Annotated in this window: 24 protein-coding genes, 1 other RNA gene and 1 other annotated feature (1 of these 26 only partly in view); of the genes, 1 reads left to right on the plus strand and 24 read right to left on the minus strand. The window is 47.7% G+C overall.

Features of this window, described 5'->3' with window-relative positions; all coding sequences use genetic code 11:
• Positions 1-17 precede the first annotated feature (17 nt).
• The 20 genes from LQ247_RS09285 to cymR form a co-directional block, all read right to left on the minus strand.
• Entirely contained in the window at positions 18-1,772 is a 1,755-nt protein-coding gene (locus tag LQ247_RS09285; RefSeq protein ID WP_145930163.1) for a peptidoglycan D,D-transpeptidase FtsI family protein, read from the minus strand.
• A gap of 54 nt (positions 1,773-1,826) precedes the next feature.
• Positions 1,827-2,303: a transcription elongation factor GreA gene (greA, locus tag LQ247_RS09290; RefSeq protein WP_020452389.1), complete on the minus strand. Its 477-nt coding sequence runs from the start codon at positions 2,301-2,303 to the stop codon at positions 1,827-1,829.
• A 238-nt stretch (positions 2,304-2,541) separates the two neighbouring features.
• Positions 2,542-3,177 carry a uridine kinase gene (udk, locus tag LQ247_RS09295; protein WP_020452390.1) on the minus strand — a complete coding sequence of 212 codons (636 nt, stop codon included), beginning with the start codon at positions 3,175-3,177 and terminating at the stop codon, positions 2,542-2,544.
• Positions 3,178-3,181: 4 nt separating this feature from the next.
• Entirely contained in the window at positions 3,182-4,450 is a 1,269-nt protein-coding gene (locus LQ247_RS09300) for a peptidase U32 family protein (RefSeq protein ID WP_020452391.1), read from the minus strand.
• A 14-nt stretch (positions 4,451-4,464) separates the two neighbouring features.
• Positions 4,465-5,394, minus strand: a complete 930-nt coding sequence (locus tag LQ247_RS09305; RefSeq protein ID WP_020452392.1) for a peptidase U32 family protein — start codon at positions 5,392-5,394, stop codon at positions 4,465-4,467.
• Positions 5,391-6,053: an O-methyltransferase gene (locus tag LQ247_RS09310; protein ID WP_145624158.1), complete on the minus strand. Its 663-nt coding sequence runs from the start codon at positions 6,051-6,053 to the stop codon at positions 5,391-5,393. The genes LQ247_RS09305 and LQ247_RS09310 overlap by 4 nt, the downstream gene beginning before the upstream one ends.
• Positions 6,054-6,199: 146 nt before the next feature.
• The gene (gene mltG / locus LQ247_RS09315) at positions 6,200-7,312 is read right to left on the minus strand and encodes an endolytic transglycosylase MltG (protein WP_023855374.1); all 1,113 of its coding nucleotides are present in this window, start codon (positions 7,310-7,312) and stop codon (positions 6,200-6,202) included.
• 194 nt (positions 7,313-7,506) lie between these two features.
• On the minus strand, positions 7,507-7,791 hold the full coding sequence (locus LQ247_RS09320) for a DUF1292 domain-containing protein (RefSeq protein WP_016885528.1): 285 nt from the start codon (positions 7,789-7,791) through the stop codon (positions 7,507-7,509).
• 10 nt (positions 7,792-7,801) lie between these two features.
• A complete protein-coding gene (gene ruvX, locus LQ247_RS09325; RefSeq protein ID WP_003183918.1) occupies positions 7,802-8,221 on the minus strand; it encodes a Holliday junction resolvase RuvX in 420 nt (139 codons plus the stop codon).
• Positions 8,222-8,227: 6 nt separating this feature from the next.
• Positions 8,228-8,494 carry an IreB family regulatory phosphoprotein gene (locus LQ247_RS09330; RefSeq protein WP_003183920.1) on the minus strand — a complete coding sequence of 89 codons (267 nt, stop codon included), beginning with the start codon at positions 8,492-8,494 and terminating at the stop codon, positions 8,228-8,230.
• Between the two features lie 83 nt (positions 8,495-8,577).
• Entirely contained in the window at positions 8,578-11,214 is a 2,637-nt protein-coding gene (gene alaS, locus LQ247_RS09335; protein ID WP_231005933.1) for an alanine--tRNA ligase, read from the minus strand.
• 346 nt (positions 11,215-11,560) lie between these two features.
• Complete coding sequence (locus tag LQ247_RS09340) at positions 11,561-12,619, minus strand: AI-2E family transporter (protein WP_023855376.1); 1,059 nt, start codon at positions 12,617-12,619, stop codon at positions 11,561-11,563.
• Positions 12,620-12,706: 87 nt separating this feature from the next.
• Complete coding sequence (locus LQ247_RS09345) at positions 12,707-12,838, minus strand: YrzQ family protein (protein WP_003183926.1); 132 nt, start codon at positions 12,836-12,838, stop codon at positions 12,707-12,709.
• 15 nt (positions 12,839-12,853) lie between these two features.
• Positions 12,854-13,045 carry a hypothetical protein gene (locus LQ247_RS09350; RefSeq protein WP_016885531.1) on the minus strand — a complete coding sequence of 64 codons (192 nt, stop codon included), beginning with the start codon at positions 13,043-13,045 and terminating at the stop codon, positions 12,854-12,856.
• Positions 13,046-13,060: 15 nt separating this feature from the next.
• Positions 13,061-13,525: a PRC-barrel domain-containing protein gene (locus LQ247_RS09355; RefSeq protein ID WP_023855377.1), complete on the minus strand. Its 465-nt coding sequence runs from the start codon at positions 13,523-13,525 to the stop codon at positions 13,061-13,063.
• Between the two features lie 88 nt (positions 13,526-13,613).
• Entirely contained in the window at positions 13,614-16,010 is a 2,397-nt protein-coding gene (recD2, locus tag LQ247_RS09360; RefSeq protein ID WP_023855378.1) for an SF1B family DNA helicase RecD2, read from the minus strand.
• Positions 16,011-16,061: 51 nt separating this feature from the next.
• The gene (locus tag LQ247_RS09365; protein WP_025811062.1) at positions 16,062-16,712 is read right to left on the minus strand and encodes a tetratricopeptide repeat protein; all 651 of its coding nucleotides are present in this window, start codon (positions 16,710-16,712) and stop codon (positions 16,062-16,064) included.
• Between the two features lie 94 nt (positions 16,713-16,806).
• Positions 16,807-17,925 (minus strand): tRNA 2-thiouridine(34) synthase MnmA, encoded by a 1,119-nt coding sequence (mnmA, locus tag LQ247_RS09370; protein ID WP_050820726.1) that lies wholly within the window; start codon positions 17,923-17,925, stop codon positions 16,807-16,809.
• Positions 17,926-18,030: 105 nt separating this feature from the next.
• Complete coding sequence (locus tag LQ247_RS09375) at positions 18,031-19,170, minus strand: cysteine desulfurase family protein (protein ID WP_035338447.1); 1,140 nt, start codon at positions 19,168-19,170, stop codon at positions 18,031-18,033.
• Between the two features lie 20 nt (positions 19,171-19,190).
• Positions 19,191-19,607, minus strand: a complete 417-nt coding sequence (gene cymR, locus LQ247_RS09380; RefSeq protein WP_023855382.1) for a cysteine metabolism transcriptional regulator CymR — start codon at positions 19,605-19,607, stop codon at positions 19,191-19,193.
• Positions 19,608-20,244: 637 nt separating this feature from the next.
• Between cymR and LQ247_RS09385 the strand changes: the two genes are divergently transcribed.
• On the plus strand, positions 20,245-21,510 hold the full coding sequence (locus tag LQ247_RS09385) for a replication-associated recombination protein A (RefSeq protein WP_105980170.1): 1,266 nt from the start codon (positions 20,245-20,247) through the stop codon (positions 21,508-21,510).
• Between the two features lie 146 nt (positions 21,511-21,656).
• Here the strand turns inward: LQ247_RS09385 and LQ247_RS09390 are convergent, their stop codons facing one another.
• The 4 genes from LQ247_RS09390 to hisS all read right to left on the minus strand — a co-directional run bounded on the left by LQ247_RS09390 (position 21,657) and on the right by hisS (position 25,908).
• Positions 21,657-22,421 carry a tRNA threonylcarbamoyladenosine dehydratase gene (locus LQ247_RS09390; RefSeq protein WP_025811059.1) on the minus strand — a complete coding sequence of 255 codons (765 nt, stop codon included), beginning with the start codon at positions 22,419-22,421 and terminating at the stop codon, positions 21,657-21,659.
• Between the two features lie 154 nt (positions 22,422-22,575).
• Positions 22,576-22,772, minus strand: a non-coding RNA gene (ssrS, locus tag LQ247_RS09395) — 6S RNA.
• A gap of 68 nt (positions 22,773-22,840) precedes the next feature.
• Positions 22,841-24,619, minus strand: coding sequence for an aspartate--tRNA ligase (gene aspS / locus LQ247_RS09400; protein WP_023855386.1), 1,779 nt, complete (start codon positions 24,617-24,619; stop codon positions 22,841-22,843).
• A gap of 14 nt (positions 24,620-24,633) precedes the next feature.
• Positions 24,634-25,908 carry a histidine--tRNA ligase gene (gene hisS, locus LQ247_RS09405; RefSeq protein ID WP_023855387.1) on the minus strand — a complete coding sequence of 425 codons (1,275 nt, stop codon included), beginning with the start codon at positions 25,906-25,908 and terminating at the stop codon, positions 24,634-24,636.
• Between the two features lie 80 nt (positions 25,909-25,988).
• Positions 25,989-26,076 (minus strand) — a binding site (T-box leader); it runs 152 nt beyond the window's last position.

Below are 26,076 nucleotides of genomic sequence, written 5' to 3' on the forward strand. Positions count from 1 at the left end.
TCACCTGAGGCATTCTTCTATGTCTGGTTCTTTTCAATTTCATATACTTTTTTAACAATATCATAAAATACGGCATTTGTCGCAGCCTTGCTATCCGGCGTATCCATATGGACGACGACGAGCGCATATTTCGGTTTGTCCGCCGGAAAATAACCTGCGAACCATTTATGATAGAGCGATTTTTTGTCATCTGCCGTCCTGCCTGTCTGAGCTGTGCCCGATTTGCCCGCTACTTCGTACGGAAGATCTCTGAAGCGCCGGCCTGTCCCCTTTTCAGACGTGACGACTTTTCTGAGCAGTTTCTGCAGCTTTTGCGCGGTATACTGATCGATTTTCTCTCCGGGGAGCTTGTGATCTTTAAAAGCCGTCATCAATGTGCCGTTTTTATATTCGATCTGGTCTGCGATCTTGACTTGTTTTTTCTCTCCGCCTCTTGCAATGGTCGCCATCATGTTGGCGATTTCCAACGGGGTCAGCTTCACATTTTTTTGGCCGATGGCGGTCTGGGCTACAGCTTTTTTGACTTTTTTGTCCTTTTCATCCCCCCAGATTGATCCGGCAGTTTCATGATGAAACTGTCTGAACTCATCTTCATGATACAGCTTCCCTTCCCAGCCGACCCGTCCGGTCAGCCCAAGCTTTGCGGCGGTATCTTCGATCACGGAGCTGTTTTTTTCAACGAGCTGCCCAGCAAGATTTGTAAACGTGTAGTTGCAGCTTTCCGCAAAACTGTCTTCCAAGCTGAGCTTCCCTTTGTCTTCTCCGGCCTCACCGTACAGGTTCAAATTGCAGTTAAAGGTTTTTGACGGATGGTCCAAGCCGTTTTCGATCGCTGCCGCGGCAATCACGGTTTTAAAAACCGAGCCGGGATATACCGGTGTCAGCATATAGTTTTGCCTTGTTTTTTGCGATGCCATGTTGAGATCGGGCTTGCTCGCAATCGCCGCCACGCCGTTCGTCTCGATGTCAATCAGAACCGCTCCGCCTTTATCAAGCTGATGGTCAGCCAGTACATCTTCCATTGCCCGCTGAACCTTTTTGTCGATCGTTGTTTTGACTTGCAGCGGGTAAAACGGATTTGCATCTGCCGTATATTTGACGTCCATACCGAACAAAGGGTTTCCCAATCCGTCCACATGATACAACAGTTTTGTATCTTGTTCAGGCAGCAGGAATTCATCAAATGTCCGCTCCATGCCGAAGGTGCCGATTTTCGTGCTGATGGAGAGGCCCTCTTTATCGGGATATTTTCGTCGGAGAAGGTCCGGGTCTTGATTGGTCATACCGAGCGTATGCGAAGCCAGCCTGTTTTTTTCTGTTTCTTCTATGTATACGCCGTAAACGCCGGGATATTTCAGTTTATTGATTTTTTCGAGAGCCGTCTTTGAAATGGACGCTCCTTCATGTTTTGTAAGAATCACAGGTTTTTTCGCATGCTCAAGCTTATTCTCGAGCTCATCTTTTGTCATGTTTAAAATTTCGGCTGCTTCTTCGGCCGGCCATGGCTGATGTTTTAAAAAAGGAAATAAGACGATGGCCGGTTTTTGGGTGACGGACAAATGTTCGCCGTTCCGATCTAAAAAAGATCCTCTCCCGTCTGAAATCCGAACTTCCTCAGTGCGCTGTTTGACGCTTTCCTGGATTAAGTTCACATTCCGTTTAGAAAAGGATTCGGTAAAAAACAGTTGAATTTCAGCGAGCCTGATCAGCAGAAATAACAGGGCAGCCGAAATGATAATCGACACCCACTTCATGCGCTTTTGCCATTTCATAATAAAAACACCTCATCCACATTGTGGACGAGGTCATCGTTTGCTAAACAAATTTTATGAAATTTTCACAATCTTTACAAGCATTTCGCCGCCCGGTGTTTGAACGGTCACTTCGTCCCCGACCTGTTTGCCGAGAAGGCTTTTCGCGATTGGGGAATCGTTCGAGATTTTTCCTTCAAACGGATCGGCTTCCGCGCTGCCCACAATGGTATAAGATTCTTCTTCACCGTCAGGAAGCTCCGTAAATGTAACGGTTTTTCCGAGGCCGACGATATCTGAGTTTGCACCGTCGTCTTCGATGATCTTTGCGTTGCGGATCATATTGTCAAGGGTTGTGATGCGCCCTTCTACAAAAGCTTGTTCTTCTTTTGCTGAATCGTATTCGGAGTTTTCGGAGAGGTCTCCGAAGCTTCTTGCCACTTTAATACGTTCAACAACTTCTTTACGTTTAACCGTTTTCAAATACTCAAGTTCTTCTTCCAGTTTTTTCTTTCCCGTTTCTGTCATAGGAAATACTTTCTCTTGTGCCATGTTCCTTCACTCCTTCTAGTTGGTTCCTCATCACTTGTATGTGAGGTATAGACTTGAATATACAAGAATGAGGACAACCCTTGTCCCCTTCTTCTCTCCCATATTTGTAAAGTATCATATAAACCGGATGGAAGGCTCCGGTAAATGGTGCTTATACAGTTAAAGAAGGGCTCAGGATGAGAACCCTTCAATTTCTATACATAATATGGTCAGAGTTGTGTTTGTCTATGCTATGTTATTATAAAATCGCGTTTTGTTCAAGAATAGTTTGTATTTTTGTTACCATCAGGTCGATGGCGACGCGGTTTTGTCCGCCCTCCGGAATAATGATATCGGCATAGCGTTTCGTCGGTTCGACAAACTGGTTATGCATCGGTCTGACGACTGAGATGTACTGCTCGATGACAGAATCGATCGAACGTCCTCTTTCTTTTATGTCTCTGACCATCCTTCTGATGATCCGCAGGTCGGCATCCGTATCGACATACAGCTTGATGTCCATTAAGTCGCGGAGCCTTTCATCCTCGAGGACAAGGATTCCTTCCAAAATAATAACATCTTTCGGATCGACGTGCACGACTTCCTCTGAACGCGTATGCAGCTTGTAATCGTAAATCGGCTTTTTGATCGGCTTGTAGGCAAGCAATTCGTTTAAATGCTCGATCAAATAGTCATTATCAAATGCAAGCGGATGGTCGTAGTTCGTGTTCAGCCGCTCTTCAAACGGCAGATGGCTCTGATCTTTATAATATAAATCCTGTTCCAGCATCAAGATCGAATGACCTTTAAACTGTTCATAAATGGATCTGGTGACGCTCGTTTTTCCAGATCCGGAGCCTCCCGCTATGCCGATAACTACCGGTTTTTTCCCCATGCCATTACTGCCCCTTTCTCATCATGTTGCTAGGATATATCTTGTTGTCCACTTTAAATTTGACGATCTGCAGGGGATGGCGGGCTGCATCAAGCACATTGCCTTTTTCGTCCCATATCGTGTCAATTTTGCATGTGAAATTTTCGATTTCCGGACCGAAAAATTCGACTTCATCTCCGGTTTTAAAGAAGTTCCGCTGCTGGAGCGTAACCATTTTTGTCTCTTCATCATAATCAAGGACAAGTCCGGCAAAGTCGTATGTTGTCTTTTTGCCGTGGACGCCGAACATCTGCTCTTCATATCCGGGGGTTCCTTCAAAGAAAGCAGGCGCCGTGTCTCTATTGGCGCATTTGTCCAGTTCTTTCAGCCATTCTTCTTTGATGACGAAATTTTCAGGGTCAGCGCAATAAGAATCGATCACTTTTCTGTACACACTGACGACTGTCGCAATGTAGTGGATCGATTTCATCCGGCCTTCTATTTTCAGGCTGTCAATACCCATTTCAATCATTTGCGGAATCGATTCGATCAGCTTCAGATCTTTCGGGCTCATCGCAAACGGTGCATCGCCTTCTTCATATAGCGGCAGTGCATTCGCCCCGTCCGTCTGATACAAATCATAGTCCCATCGGCATGACTGGCAGCAGCCTCCGCGGTTAGAGTCTCTGGCCGTCATATGGTTGCTGAGCACGCAGCGGCCGGAATAAGCGATGCACATCGCACCATGTATGAATGTTTCGATTTCAATATCCACTTTTTCTTTCATTTCTCTGATCTCAAGTGCGCTCGTTTCGCGCGCGAGCACGACCCGCTCAAGGCCTTCTTCCTTCCAGAACTGAACGGCTTTCCAGTTTGAAAGGGACTGCTGGGTGCTCAAATGCACTTCCAGCTTCGGCGCGACCCTGCGGCATGTTTCAATGATCAGGGGATCAGCGACGATAATGCCTGACACGCCTGCTCCCTCGAGGTCGCGCAAATAGTCTTCTAGCCCGTCGATATTTTCTTCATGCGCAAAAATGTTTGTCGTCACATAAATTCTTGCGCCGTATTTTTTCGCAAATTCGACACCTTCAGCCATTTCTTCAATTGAAAAGTTATCTGCGTTTGAGCGGAGTCCATATTCACGTCCGCCGATAAATACAGCGTCTGCGCCATAGTGGACAGCGATTTTCAGTTTTTCCAAATTTCCCGCCGGAGCAAGAAGTTCTGGCTTTTTCGTAATGACGCGTTTTCCATCAACGATTTTGGAAATTTTATCTTTTACTGCAGACATGGCTATCCCTCCTTTTAGTATACTGTTTCTTTGAAAAAGAATCCGGTATCGATGCTGCGGTTTGCAGGCTGCAGCTGTTCAATCCGCTCGATCCATTCTTCTTTCTTGTCTTCGTATGCTTCTCTGTCTGCGATGCAAAGGTCGATGGCTTCGCGGTACATGGCCGTTACCTCAGTCATGTATTCGACCGATTTTAAAATCCCTTCAATTTTAAATGAATCGACGCCGGCATCGATTAAATCCTCAAGCTCATCAATGATGCAGACGTCATTCGGACTCATGATGTGCGTGCCGTTTTCGTCTTCGAAAATCGGATATTTGTTACCGCGTTCTTTATCATGAAGATACATGCCTTTTTCTTTTTTCTTTCCTTCGATATCCATGACTTTTCCCTGGTATTCAAAATAGTTGCCGATCAGGGAGCGCTTTGACTGGAACATACATGTCATGCCGTGAACCTGAATTTCGATCTCGACTTCTGCTTTCTCTTTAATCTCAACGATGCTGTCCATGTTGAGCTCTCTTGCGAGCACCGCGCGCTTCGCGCCCTTTCGACCCCAATAGTTGCAGGAATAATGGTTGGTTGCGGTCGTTTCCGTATTCCAGTGAAGTTTCATATTCGGCGCTGATTCCCGTGCAGCCATCAGTACGGCGGGATCGCCGAAGACAACTGCATCGGCGCCTGCCTCGTCCAAGAAAGAAAGGTAGTCATTCAGTTCTGGAACCCGGTCATTGTGAAAAATCGCATTCACGGCAACATATACTTTTGCGCCTTTTTGATGAGCCTGAATGATGGCTTCTTTTACTTCCTCTCTGGAAAACTCCCCGGCTAAACGCAGACCGAACCTTTGTTCACCGATGATAAACGCATCGGCGCCCGCCTCTGCCAAAGGCTTAATATCCGAAACAGCCGTCGGCGTCACAAGCAGTTCAGGCTTTTTCATATCCGTTCACCTCTTTTTTGACTGACGGCCAATCCGTCGCCCACAGGCAGGATCGCCGTGTGGTAGTCAGGATGCTCCATCAGCCAATGATTGTAATGATCTATTTTCGATACAAGCTTTTTGATGCGCTTGTTTTCGATCTGATTGTAATCTGATGCGACAAGGCCTTTGAAAAGGACATTGTCAGTAAAAATGATGCCGTCATCGGCGAGCATTTTTTCATATATACTGAAAAACTTCTGATACTGGCCTTTTGCGGCATCGATAAAAAGCGCATCATAAGGAGCCATCGATTGAACGGCGTCCGATTCGCTGAGCGCATCGCCGAAGAACACGTGAATTCTGTTTTCAAGCTGGAATGACCGGATGTTTTTCAACGCTTCCCGATACCTGTCTTCATCGCGCTCGATCGTAAAGATTTCAGCTTCGGGAAGGGCAAGTGCCATCCGAATCGCCGAATAACCGATGGCGGTACCGATTTCAAGAATTTTTTTCGGATTTTTGAGTGAAAGAAGCTGCAGGAGCACTTCGATTCCTGTCGGTTCCATAATAGGCACGCCATGCTTTTCGGCATAGGCCTCCAGTTTCATAATTTCAGCCGATCTTTGCTTCAGCAGCTTTTCAAGATAGCCGGTCAATTCTTCGTGTCCAATCTTCACGGGCAGATGGCCTCCCTTTCATAAAAAAGAGCCTTAGGTCAGATGTGCAGCACTCTCCTAAAGCAGTCGACTGTCTTTTCTCAATAAACAACCCGATATATTTTATCATAAAACCTTTGTATTTGCGAATAAAAGGAGAGTAATTTTTACTCTCCTTTTTCCTCGTCCTGCGTGTTCGTAATGTATTTTGCTTTTGCTTTATTGTGTTCTTCAAGCGTTTTTGTAAAGACGACTTCCCCATTTTTCTTTGCAAGGAAATAAACATAGTCTGTTTGCTCCGGATTTAATGCCGCTTCCCAGGAGCTCTCTCCCGCGTTAGCAATCGGCCCAGGCGGTAGACCGGCATGTTTGTACGTATTATACGGGGAATCCGCTTCAAGGTCTTTGTACATGACACGGTTTTTATGCTCCCCAAGCGCGTATAAAACGGTCGGATCCGTTTGCAATGGCATGTTTTTGCTGATGCGGTTGTAAAAGACGCTTGAGATTTTGTGCCGGTCCGCTTTTTCGGTAGCTTCTTCTTCAATTAACGAAGCCATCGTCAAGGCTTTGTGGACGGACATCTTTTTGTCTTTCATCTGCTTTTCATACTTTTCAGCCAGCTGATCTGTTTGTTTGATCATCGCTTCGATGATTGCGTCCAGCTTCGTCTCAGGGTCGTAAAACGGATATGTCGCAGGATACAGGTATCCTTCAAGCGGATGCTTGATATTCTTGTTTAGCACGTCGTCGGTGATCAGTTTCGGATACTTCTGTTTTAATCGGCTGATGAATTCGCGGTCATCCAGCTTTTTCATAATGTCCGCTGCCGAGTAGTTGGTTTGTCCGGCGATGATAGCTGCGATTTCCTGGAGCTGTCTTCCTTCAGGAACGGTAATTTTAAATGCCGGTACATGCGAAGCGCTCGTCAGCTTTTTGACCATGCCGGCCGCATCCATCGACTGGCTGAGCTGAAAGTTCCCCGCTTGAAAGCCGGAGGCATTTTTAAATTTCACATAAGCGATAAATACTTTTTCGTTTTTAATTAGGTCCTCTTTTTTCAGTTTGGCGGCGATGGACGTAACGGTCGATCCTTCCGGAATATAGACGCTGACCGTTTTTGCATTATTTTTATCGACCGGTTCGAGCGCCGATTTGACGTAAAGCGAAACAGCGCCTGCGGTTAAAATCAGCAGAACCGCGACCACAGTCAGCCAAAACTTTATTTTATGTTTAAGGAGTCTTTTTATAAACGGTTTCTTTGTCTGATCTTCAAACATTGGTGTCCTCCTCTCCTCCCATGGTATATACTACATGATTCGTTATCATTCGGCAATTTATTACAAAATGTTTTAATAAAAAAAGCCGCCTGTCGGCAGCAGGGCGCAAATGATTGCAGATGCCCATTTAAAAAATGACAAAATCCTAAAACGGTTTAAGTTTTAGGATTTTGTCAAGCGGTTCAGCCGCTGCTTTATTCTTCTTCGTCTTCATCCGCTAAAAACGTGTTCAGCGTCTCTTCGATCATATCCCACTCTTCTTCTGTTTCAATCGGCATCAGTTCGCCGTCTTCTCCGGCTTCATTCGGTACGAAGCTTGAAGCATGGATCTCGATCTCTTCCTCATCCTGTGCTTCAACCGGATAATAAAGCACGTATGACTTGTTAAACTGATCGCTGTCAAATGTGAAGAGCACTTCACACAGCTGTTCGTTTCCTTTGTCGTCTACAATCGTAATGTTTTTTTCTCCGTGTTCCATCTTATTCACCTCATGAGTTTAGGCTGTCGAGATATCCTTGAAGGATCATCACGGCCGCCATTTTATCTATTACTTTTTTTCTTTTCTGCCTGCTTACATCTGCTGAAATCAGCATTCTTTCGGCCGCCATTGTCGAGAGGCGCTCGTCCCAAAGCACGACGGGAACTTGAAACGTTTCTTCAAGCACTTCCGCGAACTTCTGGCTCGCCTCCCCCCTCGGGCCGACGGTTCCATTCATGTTTTTGGGAAAACCGAGTACAATCTTGTCAATGACATAGTCTTTCGTCAATTCGGCGAGGCGGTTCAAGCCGTAGTCACCGCCCGCCTCGTCGATTTTAATCGTTTCTATCCCTTGAGCCGTCCAGCCCATTTCATCGCTCAACGCTACGCCGAGCGTTTTCGAACCTAAATCCAGACCTAATATTCGCATGCTTGTTTACGCCTCTTTATGCTGTTCTAAGTACGATTTAACCAATTCTTCGATTATCTCGTCTCTTTCTATTTTCCGAATCAGGTTACGTGCATCTCGATGCCTTGGAATGTAAGCGGGATCTCCTGATAGCAGGTATCCGACAATTTGGTTGATCGGGTTGTAGCCTTTTTCCTGAAGCGCATCATGGACGGTTATCAGCACTTCATTTACATTGGTTTCCATCGAATCGTCGGAAAAGTTAAATTTCATCGTCTTATCAAATGAGCTCACCGTTTTGCACCTCTTTCCCAAATTCGCAGGCAAAGTTTCAGCCTGATTACCTTCTAATCACCATTCTACACCACAACGGCTATTTATAAAACGGATTTTACCCATTCTTCCGCAGATGCTAATGCTTCAACAAGCTGCTCAGGCTGTTTTCCTCCCGCCTGCGCCATGTCCGGACGGCCGCCTCCGCCGCCTCCGCATGCTTCTGCGACTTGCTTGACAAGCTTGCCTGCGTGAAAACCCCGCTCTATTAAATCTTTTGTAACTCCGGCGGAAATATTCACTTTTTCGTTTTGAACCGCCCCGAGAACGATGACGGCTGAGCCCAGTTTCGCCTTCAGATCGTCAACCATTGTGCGCAGGTGATTCATATCTTTGGCATTCACTTTTTCTGCGAGCAGTTTGATTCCGTCAATTTCTTTTACTTTTTCTAAAATCTCTCCGGCTTCTTTATTTCCCAGTTTCGCCAATAAAGATTCGTTTTCTCTCTGAGCTTCTTTCAGATCAGACTGGAGCGCTTCGATCCGTTTCGGCACTTCCTTCACATTGGTTTTCAGGACTTCTGCCGCCTGCTCGAGAAGCTCCAGTTTGGCGTTCATTTCTTCATAAGCGCCCTGCCCAGTTACCGCTTCGATTCTGCGGGTGCCGGCCCCGATGCCTGATTCGGACACGATCTTAAAGAGACCGATTTCAGCCGTGTTTCTCACGTGGCAGCCTCCGCACAGCTCGATGCTGTAGTCGCCGACTTGAACGACGCGGACGATGTCTCCGTATTTTTCGCCAAACAGCGCCATGGCTCCCATCGTTTTCGCTTCATCAATCGGTTTTAAGTCGATTTGCACAGGAATCGATGCCCAAATTTTCTCGTTCACTTTTGTTTCTATTTGTTCGAGTTCTTCCTTAGTCACCTGTCCAAAGTGAGAGAAGTCAAAGCGCAGACGGCTGTCAGTGACTAGCGAGCCGGCCTGGTTGACATGCGTACCGAGCACATCTTTCAGCGCCTGATGAAGCAAATGTGTCGCGGTATGGTTTTTGACGATGTCTTTTCTGAGCCGCTCCGTGACTTCTGCGGTCACGCTCATGCCTCTTTTAATTGCGCCGCTTTCCACGATCCCTTCATGCAGGTTCTGGCCGTTCGGCGCTTTTTTAACGTCTGTGACGCGAATCGCGGCATCCCCGCTTTTAACCCAGCCTCTATCACCGATTTGTCCGCCGCTTTCAGCATAGAACGGGGTTTTTTCCAGGATAAACTGAACCTTCTTGCCTTCTTGAACGAGGTCGGCAAGTTCCCCGTCTTGAAGAAGCTCGGCGATTTTCGTTTCCGTTTTGATATCGGAATAGCCGATGAATTCGCTTTTTGTCATGATATCGCGGAGAGCGCCGCCTTGAACCTGCATGCTACCGACGTCCTGGCGCGCCTGCCGGGCCCGTTCGCGCTGCTTGTCCATCTCGCGCTCAAATCCGTCATGATCGACTTCCATGCCTTCATCTTCGGCGTATTCTTCGGTCAGTTCAACAGGGAATCCATACGTATCATACAGTTTAAAGACATCTTCCCCGGAAATGATGCGGTTTCCTTTTTCTTTTTCCTTTTGAATCACTTCTGAGAGAATCGCCAAGCCCTCGTGCAATGTTTCATGGAAGCGTTCTTCCTCTGTTTTGATGACTTTCGCGATAAAGTCCGCTTTTTCTTTGACTTCGCCGTAGAATGCGGCCATGATGTCGGCAACTACCGGCACGAGCTCATACATAAACGGACGGTTAATATTGATGGACTTCGCATAGCGGACAGCGCGGCGAAGCAGTCTTCTGATGACATAGCCGCGCCCCTCGTTTGACGGAAGCGCTCCGTCGCCGACCGCAAACGCAGCCGTTCGAATATGGTCGGCCACAACCTTAAATGCCGTATCTTTTTCAGCAGATGTGCCGTACTTTTCTCCTGAAATGGCTTCTGTCGCCTTGATGATCGGCATAAACAAATCCGTATCATAGTTCGTCTTGGCATCTTGAATAACAGATACCATCCGTTCAAGACCCATCCCCGTATCGATGTTTTTCTTCGGAAGCGGTGTGTATGTTCCGTCAGGATTGTGGTTGAACTCGGAGAACACAAGGTTCCATACTTCAAGGTAACGCTCGTTCTCCCCACCCGGGTAAAGTTCCGGATCAGACGGGTCATTTCCATAATCTTCACCGCGGTCATAGAAAATTTCGGTATTCGGTCCGCTCGGGCCTTCACCGATATCCCAGAAGTTTCCTTCCAGTCTGATGATCCGTTCCTCAGGAACGCCGATTTTTTTTGACCATAATTCATACGCTTCGTCATCTTCCGGATGGACCGTGACTGACAGCCGTTCGGGATCGAAGCCGATCCATTTTTGATCGGTTAAAAATTCCCATGCCCACTCGATCGCTTCTTCTTTGAAATAATCGCCGATCGAAAAGTTCCCGAGCATTTCAAAGAACGTATGGTGGCGGGCTGTTTTCCCGACATTTTCAATATCGTTCGTCCTGATTGATTTTTGAGCGTTGCAGATGCGCGGATTCTCCGGCACAACCCGTCCGTCAAAATATTTTTTCAGCGTCGCAACTCCGCTGTTGATCCAAAGCAGGGAGGGATCTTCATGCGGAATAAGAGAGGCGCTCGGTTCAACGTCATGCCCTTTTTCTTTAAAAAAATCTAAAAACATTTGGCGCACTTGTGCGGATGTCAATGTCTTCATTGTTTTTTCCTCCTTTAAATGATGCACATGCAAATGAAAAAGCCCCCGCCCTATGCAAACAACGTTTACACAGGGACGAGAGCTCCTCTCGCGGTACCACCCTGATTATGGGCGTAACAAAACGCCCATCACCTTGATATCCGAATAACGCCGGATGAAGACGGCAGGTTTTCGCCTGCACTCAGGATTAGCTTCTACTGATCTTCTGTTAAAGCTCTTTCACCGCAATGGAGCTTCTCTCTATAAAACAGGGCTTCAGTATACTCGGATCCGTCAATCGAGATACGTATGTATGTCTATTTCGAAATTATAGACAACGGAGGCCGTTATGTCAAACTTCTGCCGCTCACGCTTTTCTTGCCGCTAAAAAATGGACGAGCATCACTTTGATAACGGCCATGACAGGCACAGCCAGAATCATGCCGATGATGCCGGCAAGCTCCCCGCCCGCCAGCAATCCAAGCATAATGACGACGGGATGCATATGCAGGCTTTTCCCGACGACAAGAGGGCCGAGAATATTGCCTTCGATAAACTGCAGCACCAAAATCGTAATGATCACCACGAAAACGAGCCTCGTCGATAAAGCGGCAGCTACCATAACGGCGGGAATCGCGCCAATGACGGGACCGAAATACGGGATGACATTTGTCGCGCCGATGACAAGGCCGAGGATCAGCGGATAGGGCAGGTCAAAAAACCAAAATGACAGGCTCGCTCCCAAGCCGATGACAAGACAGACAAAAAGCTGGCCTCTGATGTAGTCTCCAAGAGAATCATCGACATCGCGGATGAATTCGCTGCCTCTCGCCCTCCATGAAGAAGGCGTCAAATACCATACCGCCTTCTTCATCGTATCAATATCTTTCACCATGTAGAATACTAAAAAAGGAATAATCGCCGCCACGAGCATATAATCAAAAACGAACCGGATGCTTCTGATCGTCCGTTCCACCCAGCTTGCTACGAATTCCTCCGTCTGATTGACGAACCTGTCGATCCTGTCGTGCATGCCGTCGGGCCAGCCGTCTGTATGATGATGCAGCTGATCCAGCATGCTTTCGTAAGATGCGGCAAGAAACGGAATTCCCTCTGATAGCTCTGTCAGCTGTTTAATGAGGATCGGCACCCCTTTGTAAAAGGCGTAGCCGAGACCGGCAAAAAACAGAACATAAATCAGCAAAATACTCAATGTTCTCGGCACGCCGGCCCGGTGTATCTTTTCAACGACAGGCAAAAGCAGATAGGTGATAAAAACCGCAATTACAAGCGGGATCAGAATCGACTTCAGCAGCACGCAGACAGGCTCCCAAATCATTCTCAGCTGCAAAAAGATATAGACGGTTAATAGCAAAAGCATGAAGATCGAGACCCACATTAAAAGCTGCAGCGGTTTTTTCAGCATTTTTTTCACCCCTTGTTAGCTTTTGATTTCTGCTTGTAATTATTCCCGAAGAAAAAAGGGACACCCTTTTAAGGGTATCCCTTCTGCTTAAAACATTTTCATGACGCGTCTTCTCAGCTTTCTCATGTTTCGCTTGTTCATCATATCGTTCTGAGACGCCATGTAGTACATCAAAGCCCCGGCTCCTAAAGAAATGAGAGAAGTCATTGTACGATTCAACTTTCTAACCTCCATTCAAAGGTTAATCGTTCGTTCGTCATCTGAAAACAGATCGTCCAGGCTGCTCAATGTTCCGTCCTCTTCGACTTGATGAGTCGAAATTTTTCCTTTTGAAAGGGTCAGCTCAATAAAGCATCCCCAGCAGTAATATTGATTTACACCGATTTTGCCGATGTTTTTGCTTTTGCAATTCGGGCAAACGAGCATTTGAACACACACCTCTTATTCGTTCAAGACGATTGTGCTTCTGCCTACTTCAAGCGGTTCCCCAGATGAGTGAATCTGCTTTTTGTCGCCTGACAAATCGGCAAAAAAACCGTCTGATAGTTCATATGCTACGATTATGCCCGTGTCGGAAGAAAAGTATACATCTTCCAGCATGCCCAGCGTATCTCCTGCTCCGTTTTTGACCATTTTTTGTTTCATCTGGTCATAAGAAAGACTCTGCTTCGGGATTTGCATCGGCTTGAATTCGGTGAAATCAACATATACGCTGTCACGTCCGATTTCGGTGACAGCGGGAAGCGGAAGAAGCGAACGGGGATTGTAAAAGCGCCGCTTCTCTTCCATAATCAATCCGAGACATGTCCCTTCATTGGAAAAACAGATATCTGTTACCACCCCAAGCGGGAGAGAAGATTGTCTGTCGTAAACATTGAGTCCTTCCAGTTCATTGCATGTTCTCAAAGTGTGATCAACCACCTTTTTACGAACATTCTTATGATCTGCTGTTGCGACGAGACTCATACGATGAAATGGATTCCATGAAAAACACTTATTCTGCTTCCTTTTCCATAAAATCAAAAGGTGTAATGCCTTCCATCCCGATATTGGCGTCATAGACGCTAAAAGGCAGCTCTTTTTGCAGCGCCATGAGCTCTTCATCCTCTTCATGCGCCGCCTGCTGAAGCCTTCTTTTAAGCGATGTCTGCCTTTCCGATGATTCCTTATTTTTCACGCCCCATTCAAGGGCCTCTTCTTCCCCGCACAAAATCAGGAATTTCTTGCTTCTTGTGATGGCCGTGTAAAGCAAGTTCCTTCTCAGCATGCGGTAATAGCTTTTGACGACCGGAAGGATGACGATCGGAAATTCGCTGCCCTGCGATTTGTGGATTGAACAGCAATAGGCGTGCGTAAATTGGTTAAAATCTTTTTTTGTAAAGGTGATTTCATTCCCGTCGAAAGAGACGACGGCCATATCTTCTTTTTCCGTATTTTCTTTTGCATAAAAAATCGAGACGATCTCACCCATATCACCGTTAAACACGTTGTGTTCCGGCTGGTTGACGAGCTGAAGCACTTTATCCCCGGTACGGTACACGACATCGCCGTACTTCATTTCCCTGCCTTTCGGCTTCGGGGGATTCAGGATGCCCTGCAAAAGCGCGTTTAACTCGTTGATACCGGCTGCTCCCCTGTACATCGGAGCCAAAATCTGAATATCCCTGGCCGAATACCCTTTTTGCAGCGCGTTTTTGACGACTTTTTCGACGACTTCTTTAATCTGCTGCTGGCGGCAGCGAATGAAAGAACGGTCTTTTGTCGGCGCGGTCAAGTTTTCAGGAAGCTTTCCTTGTTTCATTTCATGCGCCAGTTCAACGATGGAAGAGCCTTCAGCCTGCCTGTAAATATCGGTTAATCTGACAGAAGGAATGACATTCGATGCCAAAAGATCCCTCAGCACCTGTCCGGGACCGACGGACGGAAGCTGGTCTTCATCTCCGACCATGATGACCTGAATCCGGTCGGGAATCGCCTTGAACAATTGGTTGGCGAGCCATATATCAAGCATGCTCGTTTCATCAATGATGAGCAGCCGTCCGTCAATCGGATTGTCTTCATCGTGCGTAAATCCTTCGGCTCCATTCCAGCCGAGAAGCCTGTGAATCGTTACGGCCGGCAACCCGGTCGACTCGCTCATCCGCTTAGCGGCCCGGCCGGTCGGTGCTGCGAGCACAAACGGAAACGTTTCATCCTTTTTGTAATCAGCCGGATTTAAGCTTAAGCCGTGCAGCTCGCTGTACAACTCGACGATTCCCCTAATGACGGTCGTTTTCCCGGTTCCCGGTCCGCCTGTCAAAAGCAGCATCGGCGACATCAGCGCTTTTTGAATCGCTTCTTTTTGACTTGGCGCGTACTGCACTTTCATCCGTTCTTCAAGCTCCCCTAAAGCGAGCAGGAATTCCGATTCGGGAAACTGGTCATCGTATTCGGTCTGTCCGGCGATTTTCTGCACCCTTTTGGCAAAGCTTTGTTCAGCGTAGTAAAGGGACGGATAATAACACCTTTCATCTTCAATGAACAGCTCTTTTTGCTCCCCTAAAGAAATGATCGCGTCCGCCACATCCATCTCGGTTACTTTTTCATCACCTGCAGACTGGTTTAACAGTTTTTGCGTCTCGATGATGAGCTGTCTCGTGTCTATGTATGTATGCCCTTCTTGAAGGCATGTCGCTTCAACCGTGTATAAAATCGCCGCCTTGATCCGCTCTTCATGTTTGCCTGAGATCCCCATTCTGCCGCCCAGTTCGTCCGCCTTGATAAAGCCGATTCCTTCGACATCCTTGACAAGCTGGTACGGATTTTCGCGGATTTTATCAAGCGTTTCCGCTTCATACGCCTGATAAATTTTCATGGACAGCTGGGGGCCGAAGCCGAATTCGCTCAAGGAGATCATAATCTGTTCGAGCCCCTGATGCTGCTGCAGGGCAGCGGCAAGCTTATCCGCCTTTTTTTTGGAGAGCTTCGGAACATCATACAGGACGGCGCCGTCGCTTAAAATTTTGTTGATCGCACCTTCCCCAAGCTTATTAACAATTTCCTCGGCCGTTTTTTTGCCGATTCCTTCAAATAAATCGCTGGCCAAGTATTGGATCACACCTTCTTTCGTTGTCGGCACTTCTTTTTTAAAATGATCCGCTTGAAATTGCAGGCCAAATTTCGGATGGGAGGCGGTTTTTCCGTAAAAAGTGTAGATATCGTCTTCATGGATCAAAGGAAAGTAACCCGTGACAGAAACGGTTTTGTCTTCAAAAGACTCCGATGTTTCTTCCACTTTTACTTTTAATACGGTATACAGGTTTGTTTCATTATGATAAATGACAGCCGCAACCGTTCCTTTTACAAATGAAGCTTCTTCCATTTCAATTTGGTCCGGGTTATGGCGCTGCATCACTGTTCTCCCCCTCTCCATTCAAAATCCGTTATGACGGCCCTTGATCAATCAAGCTTCTTCCAAAAGCTGCTTGGCGCGAATGCTGAGCATATGGTCCGGCTGAATGTCCAGCGCCTTGTTCAGCATGGCAAGCGCGGTTTCCCGATCTTCCTTAAACGCATAGGCAACGCCTAAATTATAAAAAGCATCTGCATGGGACGGATCGCGCTCTGTTACATTTGAAAACTCCGTGATCGCTTCGTCCAGCATCCCTTCATTGGCAAGGCACATCGCGTATTGAAAACGGGCTTCGACATCCGTATCGTTCAGCTCAGCGGCCCTTTGCAAATACGGCATCGCGAGCTTCGGCTGCTCAAGCTTCACAAGCGTCGTCCCGAGCATATAATATAAGTCGCTGTTTTCCATGCCCGTCCGATGCGCTTTTTCAAACATGTCCTTCGCTTCTTGATACCGTTCTTTCATGACATAGACATTCCCGGCTCCATAATAAGCTGCTCCCGCTTTCTCGTCCAAAGCAGCCGCCCGGTCGTAAAACTTAAGCGCCCTGTCCAGTTCCCCGACTGCCGAAAGCAGATTGGCAAAGTTGATATAAGGCACCGGATCGCCGCTGTTTTCATCAATTGCCTTTGTAAAGGCTTCTGCGGCTTTTTCAAAGTCGCCTTTTTGCATAGCATCTATTCCAATTTGATTGTAATCCAAAAGCCCTCTCCCTTTCACGAACTATTTTAAAAAGGCCGCCGACATTGCCGGCAGCCGTTCGAGAAGCTCCGGGGTGTTATCCAGAGCCCCGGTTTTATACATACCAAAGTTGTTGTCCGTCTTTAAACACATCATCAATCGTTCCGCCGCCTAGGCATTCTTCACCTCTGTAAAAGACAACCGCTTGTCCCGGCGTAACGGCGCGGACCGGCTCTTTAAAGACGACCTCTGCTTCATCTGTCCCGGTCATTCTGACAGTGACTTCGTGATCGGCTTGGCGATAGCGGAATTTGGCCGTGCAGGCGAGCTCGTCTTCGCCGCCGAAGACGCCGTCATGCACAAAGCTTACGTTTGTCGCCGTGATCTTATCGGAGAAAAGAAGCGGATTGTCGAATCCTTGGTCAACATACAAGATGTTTTTTTCAAGGTCTTTTCCGACGACGAACCAAGGGTCTCCGCTTCCCCCGATGCCGAGGCCGTGCCTTTGTCCGATCGTATAGTACATTAAACCGTCGTGGCGGCCTTTGAATTCGCCTTCCATCGTCCGCATATCTCCCGGCTGTGCTGGAAGGTACTGGCTGAGAAACGTTTTGAAGTTCCGTTCTCCGATAAAGCAGATGCCTGTGCTGTCTTTTTTGGCAGCTGTCGCAAGCCCCGCTTCTTTTGCGATTTCCCTGACGCGGCTTTTTTGAAGCTCGCCGATCGGAAACAGCACTTTGCTTAACTGCTCTTCTGTCAGCTGGTTAAGAAAATAGGTCTGATCTTTATTTTCGTCCAGCCCTCTGAGCATTTTAACACGCCCGTCCGTACGGTCGACCCGCGCATAGTGGCCGGTGGCCAAATAATCGGCTCCAAGCGACAAAGCGTGCTCCAAAAAGGCTTTAAATTTAATCTCTTTGTTGCACATCACATCCGGGTTCGGCGTTCTGCCCGCTTTATATTCATCAAGGAAATATTGAAAAACCTTTTCCCAATACTGCTTTTCAAAATTTACCGCATAGTACGGAATTCCGATTTGATTACATACCTTTATAACATCTTCGTAATCTTCCGTCGCTGTGCAAAAACCGTTCTCATCTGTGTCATCCCAGTTTTTCATAAAAATTCCGATGACATCATAGCCCTGCTCTTTCAAAAGCAAAGCCGCCACAGAGGAATCAACGCCTCCGGACATTCCGACGACCACCCGTGTATCTTCAGGCCGCTTCGTCATTTTCATCAACTCCAATAAATCAATTCAAAAACTTGTCCTTTCAGATCATATCATCATTTTCGGGCAAGATGCGAATCTTTAGCTCGGAGCGTCGCTTCCCGACACTTATGACAGGCGCTGAACAATTGCCGCAAGTTCTTTCGCGGCCCGCTCCACCTGCTCCTCTGTATTGCCAAAGCCGAAGCTGATCCGTATGGATGACGTCAGCCGGTCATCTTCCTCGCCAAACATGGCGGAGAGAACATGAGACGGAAGCACAGATCCGGCCGTGCACGCCGATCCGCTCGATACTGCAATTCCCGCCATATCGAGATTAACGAGCAGCGATTCAACAGATACTCCCGGAAAATACAGATTTAAAATATGCGGCAGGCTGTGCTCTCTGCTGCCGTTCACATCGAAGGAGACGCCATCTGCTTCCAGCGTACGAATGACGATGTCTTTAAACCGGCGGTAAAGCGCCGATTTTTCTTCTCTTTCCTGACCTGACAGCAAAACGGCTTCACCGAGTCCCGCGATTCCCGGGACATTTTCCGTTCCCGCCCGGCGTTTGCGTTCCTGCTCTCCTCCGAAAAGCAGCTGGCTGAGCTTCACCTTTTCGTTGACGTATAAGAAGCCTGTCCCCTTCGGCCCGTTCAGTTTATGTCCGGAGACTGACATCATATCGATGCGGCTTTTTTGCACATCAATCGGCAAAAAGCCGAAGGCTTGTACCGCATCTGTATGAAACAGCGCCCGATGGTCTTTTAGCAGATCGCCGATCTCATCTATCGGCTGTATCGTTCCCACTTCATTGTTACCATACATTACCGTCACCAGGATGGTATCGTCCCGCAGCGCGTCTTTCACCTGCTCAGCGGAGATTCTTCCGCTTTCGTCGACATCAAGATATGTGACGTCAAATCCCATTTCTTCAAGCCTGTTGCACGTATGCAGAACGGCGTGGTGCTCGATCTTTGTCGTGATGATGTGGCGGCCCTGCTGCTCTCTCGCCAGCGCGGTTCCGAGAATCGCCATATTGTCGGCTTCGGTTCCCCCGCTCGTAAAAACGATTTCATTGGGATGCGCTCCGATTTCCCGAGCAATCATCTCCCTCGTGCCGTCAAGCCATTTTCGGCTCTCCCTCCCAAAGGAATGAATGCTTGAAGGGTTTCCGAAGTTTTCCGTTAAGTAAGGCAGCATTTTTTCCACTACCCGTGGGTCAGTCGGAGAAGTCGCTGCATGGTCTAAGTAAATCCGTTCCATCCTACCATTACACCTCAATCTTAAATGTAAAACATATACGCTTCTTGCTCGCCCTCTGTATAGCTGGCCAAGTCTTCAAGCGTCGTGGAGTCCAGCACTTCCTTGACAGCGTCGCGAATCTTGATCCACAGCTCGCGCTTTGCCGGCTCCTCATTTTCAAGTACTTCCACCGGGCTGATCGGTCCTTCCAGAACGCGAATGATATCGCCCGCGGTAATCGCCTCAGGCTCGTCACCCAGAATATAGCCGCCGTACGCGCCGCGGATGCTTTTCACAAGCCCTGCGTTCCGCAAAGGTGAAACAAGCTGTTCCAAATAATGTTCCGATAAATCGTTTGTCTGAGCAATACTTTTCAAAGAAGTCGGGCCTTCCCCATGCTTTTTAGCAAGCTCAATCATAATCGTCAGCCCGTATCTGCCTTTAGTTGATATTTTCAAAATAAACACCTCTAACCTATAATAAATCATGCCTTCAGGACGAAGGTACTCGGCGTTTTTCGCAGGACGCGAAAGCCTTTAGCCGAGTCTCCTTTCTCACCAGGACAAAGCTACTCGGCGTTCCTCGCAGGACCCGAAAGCCTTTAGCCGAGTCTCCTTTTCTCACCAGAACAAAGCTACTCGGCGTTCCTCGCAGGACGCGAAAGCCTTTAGCCGAGTCTCCTTTCTCACCAGGACGAAGCACTCGGCGTTCCTCGAAGGACGCGAAAGCCTTTAGCCGAGTCTCCTTTCTCACCAGGACAAAGCTACTCGGCGTTCCTCGAAGGAGGAAAAAGCACGCAGCCGAGTCCCGTTCGGACGCAGGAGGCGCCCGGCACATCCTAACAAGGCATAAGCCGTTCTCCAAATGAAATTACCGGTGCAAGCCGGCTGTTGGTTTTTAAGCATCTGTTATATATTAAAAACTCGGTTAAGGCAAGGTTCCAGCCTTGCCCTTCTGATAGATTACAGGTTATTATAGCACACTTTATATAAACTTTCATTTTCGGCCCTATATTCAGCTTGCCATATTCATTTCTTTTCTAATCGTCTTTTTTCCGTTACTCTATAAAAAGAATACATTCGGGAGAGATCAATCATGAAACCACTCGCATTTCGAATGCGCCCTACAAAAATCGAAGAGGTTCTCGGCCAGGATCATCTGGTCGGAGAAGGAAAGATCATTCATCGGATGGTGCAGGCCAAACACCTCTCATCGATGATTCTGTACGGCCCCCCGGGCATCGGCAAAACGTCGATCGCCACGGCGATTGCCGGCAGCACAAGCATCGCTTTCCGAAAGCTGAACGCTGTCATCAATAATAAAAAGGACATGGAAGCCGTTGCCGCCGAAGCCAAAATGTCGGGGCAGGTCATCTTAATCCTTGATGAAGTGCACCGGCTTGACAAAGGCAAGCAGGACTTTCTCCTTCCGTATTTGGAAAACGGCATGATTATTATGATCGGGGCGACGACAGCCAACCCGTACCATGCGATCAATCCGGCGATCAGAAGCAGAACGCAGATTTTCGAGCTGCAGCCATTAGACTCTGAACAAATCAAAGCGGCCATTAAACGGGCGCTTGAGGATGAACACAGAGGCCTCGGTTCGTATGATGTTGCTCTCGACGATGAAGCCCTTGACCATATGGCCCGCGGCTGCGGCGGCGATGTCCGCTCCGCTTTGAATGCGCTCGAGCTTGCCGTATTGTCCACAAAGGAAAACAGCGAAGGAACCATCCGCATTACATTGGAAATCGCAGAAGAATGCCTGCAGAAAAAAAGCTTTGTCCACGACAAAGATGGAGACGCGCATTATGATGTCATTTCCGCTTTCCAAAAATCGATCAGAGGCTCTGACGTCAATGCGGCACTTCATTATCTGGCAAGGCTCATTGAAGCGGGGGATTTGGAAAGCCTTGCACGGAGGCTGCTTGTTATCGCCTATGAAGATATCGGCCTGGCGAGTCCGCAGGCTGGAGGAAGAACGCTTCAAGCTATTCAAACGGCGGAACGAATCGGATTTCCGGAGGCAAGGATTCCGCTCGCCAACGCCGTAATCGAGCTTTGCCTGTCTCCTAAATCGAACTCGGCGATCCTTGCGGTTGACGAAGCACTGTCAGACGTCCGCTCCGGAAAGATCGGCGATGTGCCGAACCATTTAAAAGACGCCCATTATAAAGGAGCCGCAGAGCTTGGCAGAGGCGTCGATTACAAATATCCGCACAATTACGAGAACGGCTGGGTCAAACAGCAGTACCTGCCTGATCCGCTGAAAAACAAAGTTTACTATCAGCCGAAGCAGACAGGAAAATTTGAGCTCGCGCTGAAACAAGTATATGACAAGCTGATGAAACAAAAATAATAAACAGCCTGTTCCCTTTTCATATGGGGAACAGGCTGTTTATTCTTACACTGAGCTTTAAAGGATGACAAAATCCCAAAACGGCTTTTAGTTTTGAGATTTTGTCAACAATCTTAAACGACAGCACCGTTGCCGTCATTTTTGTATTACTTATCTTTCACCCTTTTGATCGGGATATCTTTCAAAAGCTCCATGATCACATGGCCGCCCATGATCAAGCCTGCGACTGACGGAACAAAAGCATTCGAAGACGGCGGCATCTGCGCTTTGCGAATTTTCGCTTCGTCATTTCCGACGATTTGGCGTACGTCTTCGCGGATCACGATCGGGCTTTCGTCAGAAAAGACGACTTTAATGCCTTTCGTAATGCCTTCCTTGCGAAGCCTCGTCCGGATGACTTTTGCAATCGGATCGGTGTGGGTTTTTGAAATATCGGCCACTTGGAACCTTGTTGGATCTGTTTTATTGGCCGCTCCCATGCTTGAAATGATGTTGATGTCCCGCTTCAGGCACTCTTTCATTAAGTGAATTTTATAATGAATCGTGTCTGACGCGTCGATTACATAATCCGGTTCATAAGCAAAAAACTGTTCATACGTCTCTTCGGTATAGAACATTTTTAAAGCGATGACATCACACTCAGGATTAATATCGGCGATTCTCGCTTTCATTAAGTCAACTTTCGGCTGTCCTACCGTTGAAAGTAAAGCCGGCAGCTGACGGTTGACATTGGTGATGTCAACATCGTCTTTATCGACCATCACGATTCTGCCGACACCAGAACGGGCGAGCGCTTCCGCGGCGAAAGAGCCGACCCCGCCGACGCCTAAAACGGCGACCGTGCTGTTTTTTAAAATATTTAAACCTTCTTTTCCAATCGCTAATTCATTGCGTGAAAACTGATGTAACAAGAATCTCACTCCATCTTTATTAACAGTTACCGATAGTATCTTATCATAATCGGGTGATTAAACAAGCGGTCTATTTCATTTTCCCGTCATATTTTTTCGCTTCGCCTCATAGATTATCCTATGTATGGCCGAAAAAGGCCTTTTCAAGCACAAAAAAAGTCCCGATTGTGCCGTTGTCGTATTCCTTCGTTTTGATCCCGCTCTCGGCAGGTGGGTGTTCTGTTCCAAACTTTGCAAGTCCTCCTGAGCACACGAGTGATAAGAGGCATTTGCTCCATTTGGAAACGTCGAACTCCCAAGTAAAAAAATGTTCGGTCAAAACTAGGTGTACAACAAACACATCAGGACTTTATTTGTTAAAAATGATATCATACGTCCCTTTGATTTTCAATGGGATGTACAGCCGTATATTTTACAATTTACTGTCGAACTTTGCGGTTGATTGACAGGTGCAGCTCATCGAGCTGGGCGCTGTCCACTTCGCTAGGTGCTTCCATCAACAAACAGCTTGCGCTTGCCGTTTTCGGGAATGCGATCGTATCTCTCAGGTTGGTGCGGCCGCTGAGCAGCATCACAAGCCGGTCAAGGCCGAGCGCGATTCCGCCGTGCGGGGGAGCCCCGTATTCAAACGCTTCAAGCAGGAAGCCGAACTGCTCTTTCGTCTCTTCCTCAGATAGACCCAAAAGCGCAAACATTTTCTCCTGAACATCTTTTTCAAAAATACGGATTGATCCGCCGCCCAGCTCATAGCCGTTTAAGACAAGATCATAGGCTTGCGCTTTCATGTCTTCCGGATTCGTGTCGACCAGATCAAGGTCTTCCCGGACAGGCATCGTGAACGGGTGGTGTGCCGCATAGAAACGTCCTTCTTCTGAATCATACTCAAGAAGCGGCCAATCAACGACCCATAAAAAGTTGAACAAGCTTTCATCGATCAGATTCAATTCTTTTCCGAGCTTTAAGCGCAGCGCGCCGAGCGCGTCATTGGCGACTTCCAGCCGGTCTGCGACAAAGAGGATGAGGTCCCCTTCCTTCGCGTCAAGCGCTTCAATGAGCACCTGCTGTTTTTCGTCCTGGAAGAACTTCGCAATCGGGCCTTTCAGTCCGTCCGCTTCGGCTTTCAGCCATGCCAGCCCTTTCGCCCCGTAGTTTGCGGCGAATTCGCCGAGTGCGTCAATGTCTTTCCGCGAATATTTAGATGCAGCGCCTTTAACGTTTATCGCTTTAACCGCGCCTCCGTTTGCCACAGCTGACGCAAACACTTTAAAATCGGAATCCTTTACGTTTTCTGATACATCGGTCAAAAGCATGTCAAAGCGGGTATCCGGTTTGTCGGATCCGTAAAGGTTCATCGCATCCTGATATGACATTCTCGGCAGCGGCAGAGAAATGTCCACACCGTGCGTTTCGAGCATGACTTTCGCCATCATTTCTTCAGCGAGCTTCATGATGTCTTCCTGGTTCATAAATGACATTTCGATATCGATCTGCGTAAACTCCGGCTGGCGGTCGGCGCGCAAATCTTCGTCCCTGAAGCAGCGGGCGATTTGATAATAGCGGTCAAAGCCGGACACCATCAACAGCTGTTTGAAAAGCTGCGGAGACTGCGGCAGCGCGTAAAATTCTCCTTCATGGACGCGGCTCGGTACGAGATAGTCGCGCGCTCCTTCAGGCGTTTTTTTTGTCAACACCGGTGTTTCAATATCGATAAAGCCGTTGTCATCAAGGAAGCTGCGGACGGCTTTTGTAACGTTATGCCGCATTTTTAAGGTGTTGAACATCTCCGGTCGGCGCAAGTCGAGATAGCGGTGCTTCAACCTGATGTCTTCAGACACTTCTGAAGCCTGGTCGCTGATCGCAAAAGGCGGCGTTTTGGCCGCACTCAGCACATTGACCGATTCCGCTTGGATTTCGATTCTTCCGGTTTTCAAGTTCGGATTGACTGTTGCTTCTTCACGGGCAACGACTTTTCCTGTAATATCAAGCACATATTCGCTGCGGATGCTTTCAGCTGTTTCAAGGGCGTCTTTGGAAACGTCGGGATTAAATACAACCTGCACAATGCCGGTGCGGTCTCTCAAATCAATAAAAATCAAGCCTCCGAGATCGCGTCTTTTTTGAACCCATCCTTTTAAAACGACGGATTCTCCGATCGCCTTCTCCGTTATTTCGCCACAATAATATGTTCGTCCAAACAAAGCGGTCCTCTCCTTTAACTTTCAGTGTTTGTTTTCAAGAAATGGATGAATTCATCAAGGCCGATGGCCTGTTGATCTCCTGTTTTCGCATCTTTGACATTCATTTGATTTTGGCTCAGTTCATCTTCGCCCAAAACAGCGATATATTTCGCATTGAGACGGTCGGCGGATTTAAACTGGCCTTTCATTTTTTTCTGTTCATAGTCGATTTCGGCGGAAATTCCTGCTTCTCTCAATTTATAAAGGAGGGATACAGAATAGTCTTTGGCTTTGTCGCCAAGTGTCACGATATAGCAGTCAATGCCTTCATCCGCTCCGACTTTCACATTTTCCGCGTCCAGTGCGGCGAGAAGACGTTCGATACTCATTGCAAAGCCGATGCCCGGCGCTTTCGGTCCGCCGAACTCCTCGGTAAGGCCGTCATAGCGCCCTCCGCCAGCAAGCGTTGTAATCGCTCCGAAACCTTCGGCATTGCTCATGATTTCAAAAGCTGTGTGATTGTAATAGTCAAGACCTCTCACCAGGTTCGGATCGACCTCAAACGCAATGCCGATGTCGGTCAGATATTGCTGCACTTTCGCAAAATAGGCTTTGGATTCTTCATTTAAGTAGTCAAGAATCGAAGGAGCGGTTTTCAGCAGTTCATGATCCCTGTCTTTTTTACAGTCCAGAATCCGCAGCGGATTTTGCCGGAGCCGTTTTTGACAGTCTGAACAAAACTCGTCGATCCTCGGCTCAAAGTGGCGGATCAGCGCTTCTCTGTGAGCGGTTCGGCTCTCTTTGTCGCCGAGGCTGTTAATGACCAGCTTCAGATTGCTGAGACCCGCTTTCCGGTATACGCTCATCGCCAAGGCAATGACTTCCGCGTCAATCGCCGGATCGTTCGAACCGATCGCTTCGATGCCGAATTGATAAAATTGGCGGTAGCGGCCTGTCTGCGGCCTTTCATAGCGGAACATCGGTCCGATGTAGTAAAGTTTCGTCGGCTGAACCGGATTAGCAAAAAGTTTGTTTTCCACAAAAGAGCGTACTGCAGATGCAGTGCCTTCAGGACGAAGCGTCAGGCTTCTTCCTTTTTTGTCAGCGAATGTGTACATTTCCTTTTGTACGATATCGGTCGATTCTCCCACCCCGCGGGAAAATAGTTCTGTATGTTCAAAAATAGGCGTCCGGATTTCTTTATATTGATACGCATGACACGTTTCTCTCGCAATCTTTTCGACGTATTGCCAGCGTTCCGATTCTCCTGGGAGAATATCTTGTGTTCCCCTTGGAATATTAAATCCCATTTTTAAATCCTCCTCATGACTTAAATGCTTTTTTTCATTTATGGAAATAAAAAAACCCCCGAACCTACTATAAAACCAATAGTAGGGACGAGAGTTATACCCGTGGTGCCACCCTAGTTGGAACGATCAACCCGTTCCCGCTCATGCCTTTAACGCAGGTTCACGTCC

This window comes from Bacillus sp. BS3(2021) (assembly GCF_021043345.1).
In the GTDB taxonomy this organism is placed as follows: domain Bacteria; phylum Bacillota; class Bacilli; order Bacillales; family Bacillaceae; genus Bacillus; species Bacillus paralicheniformis.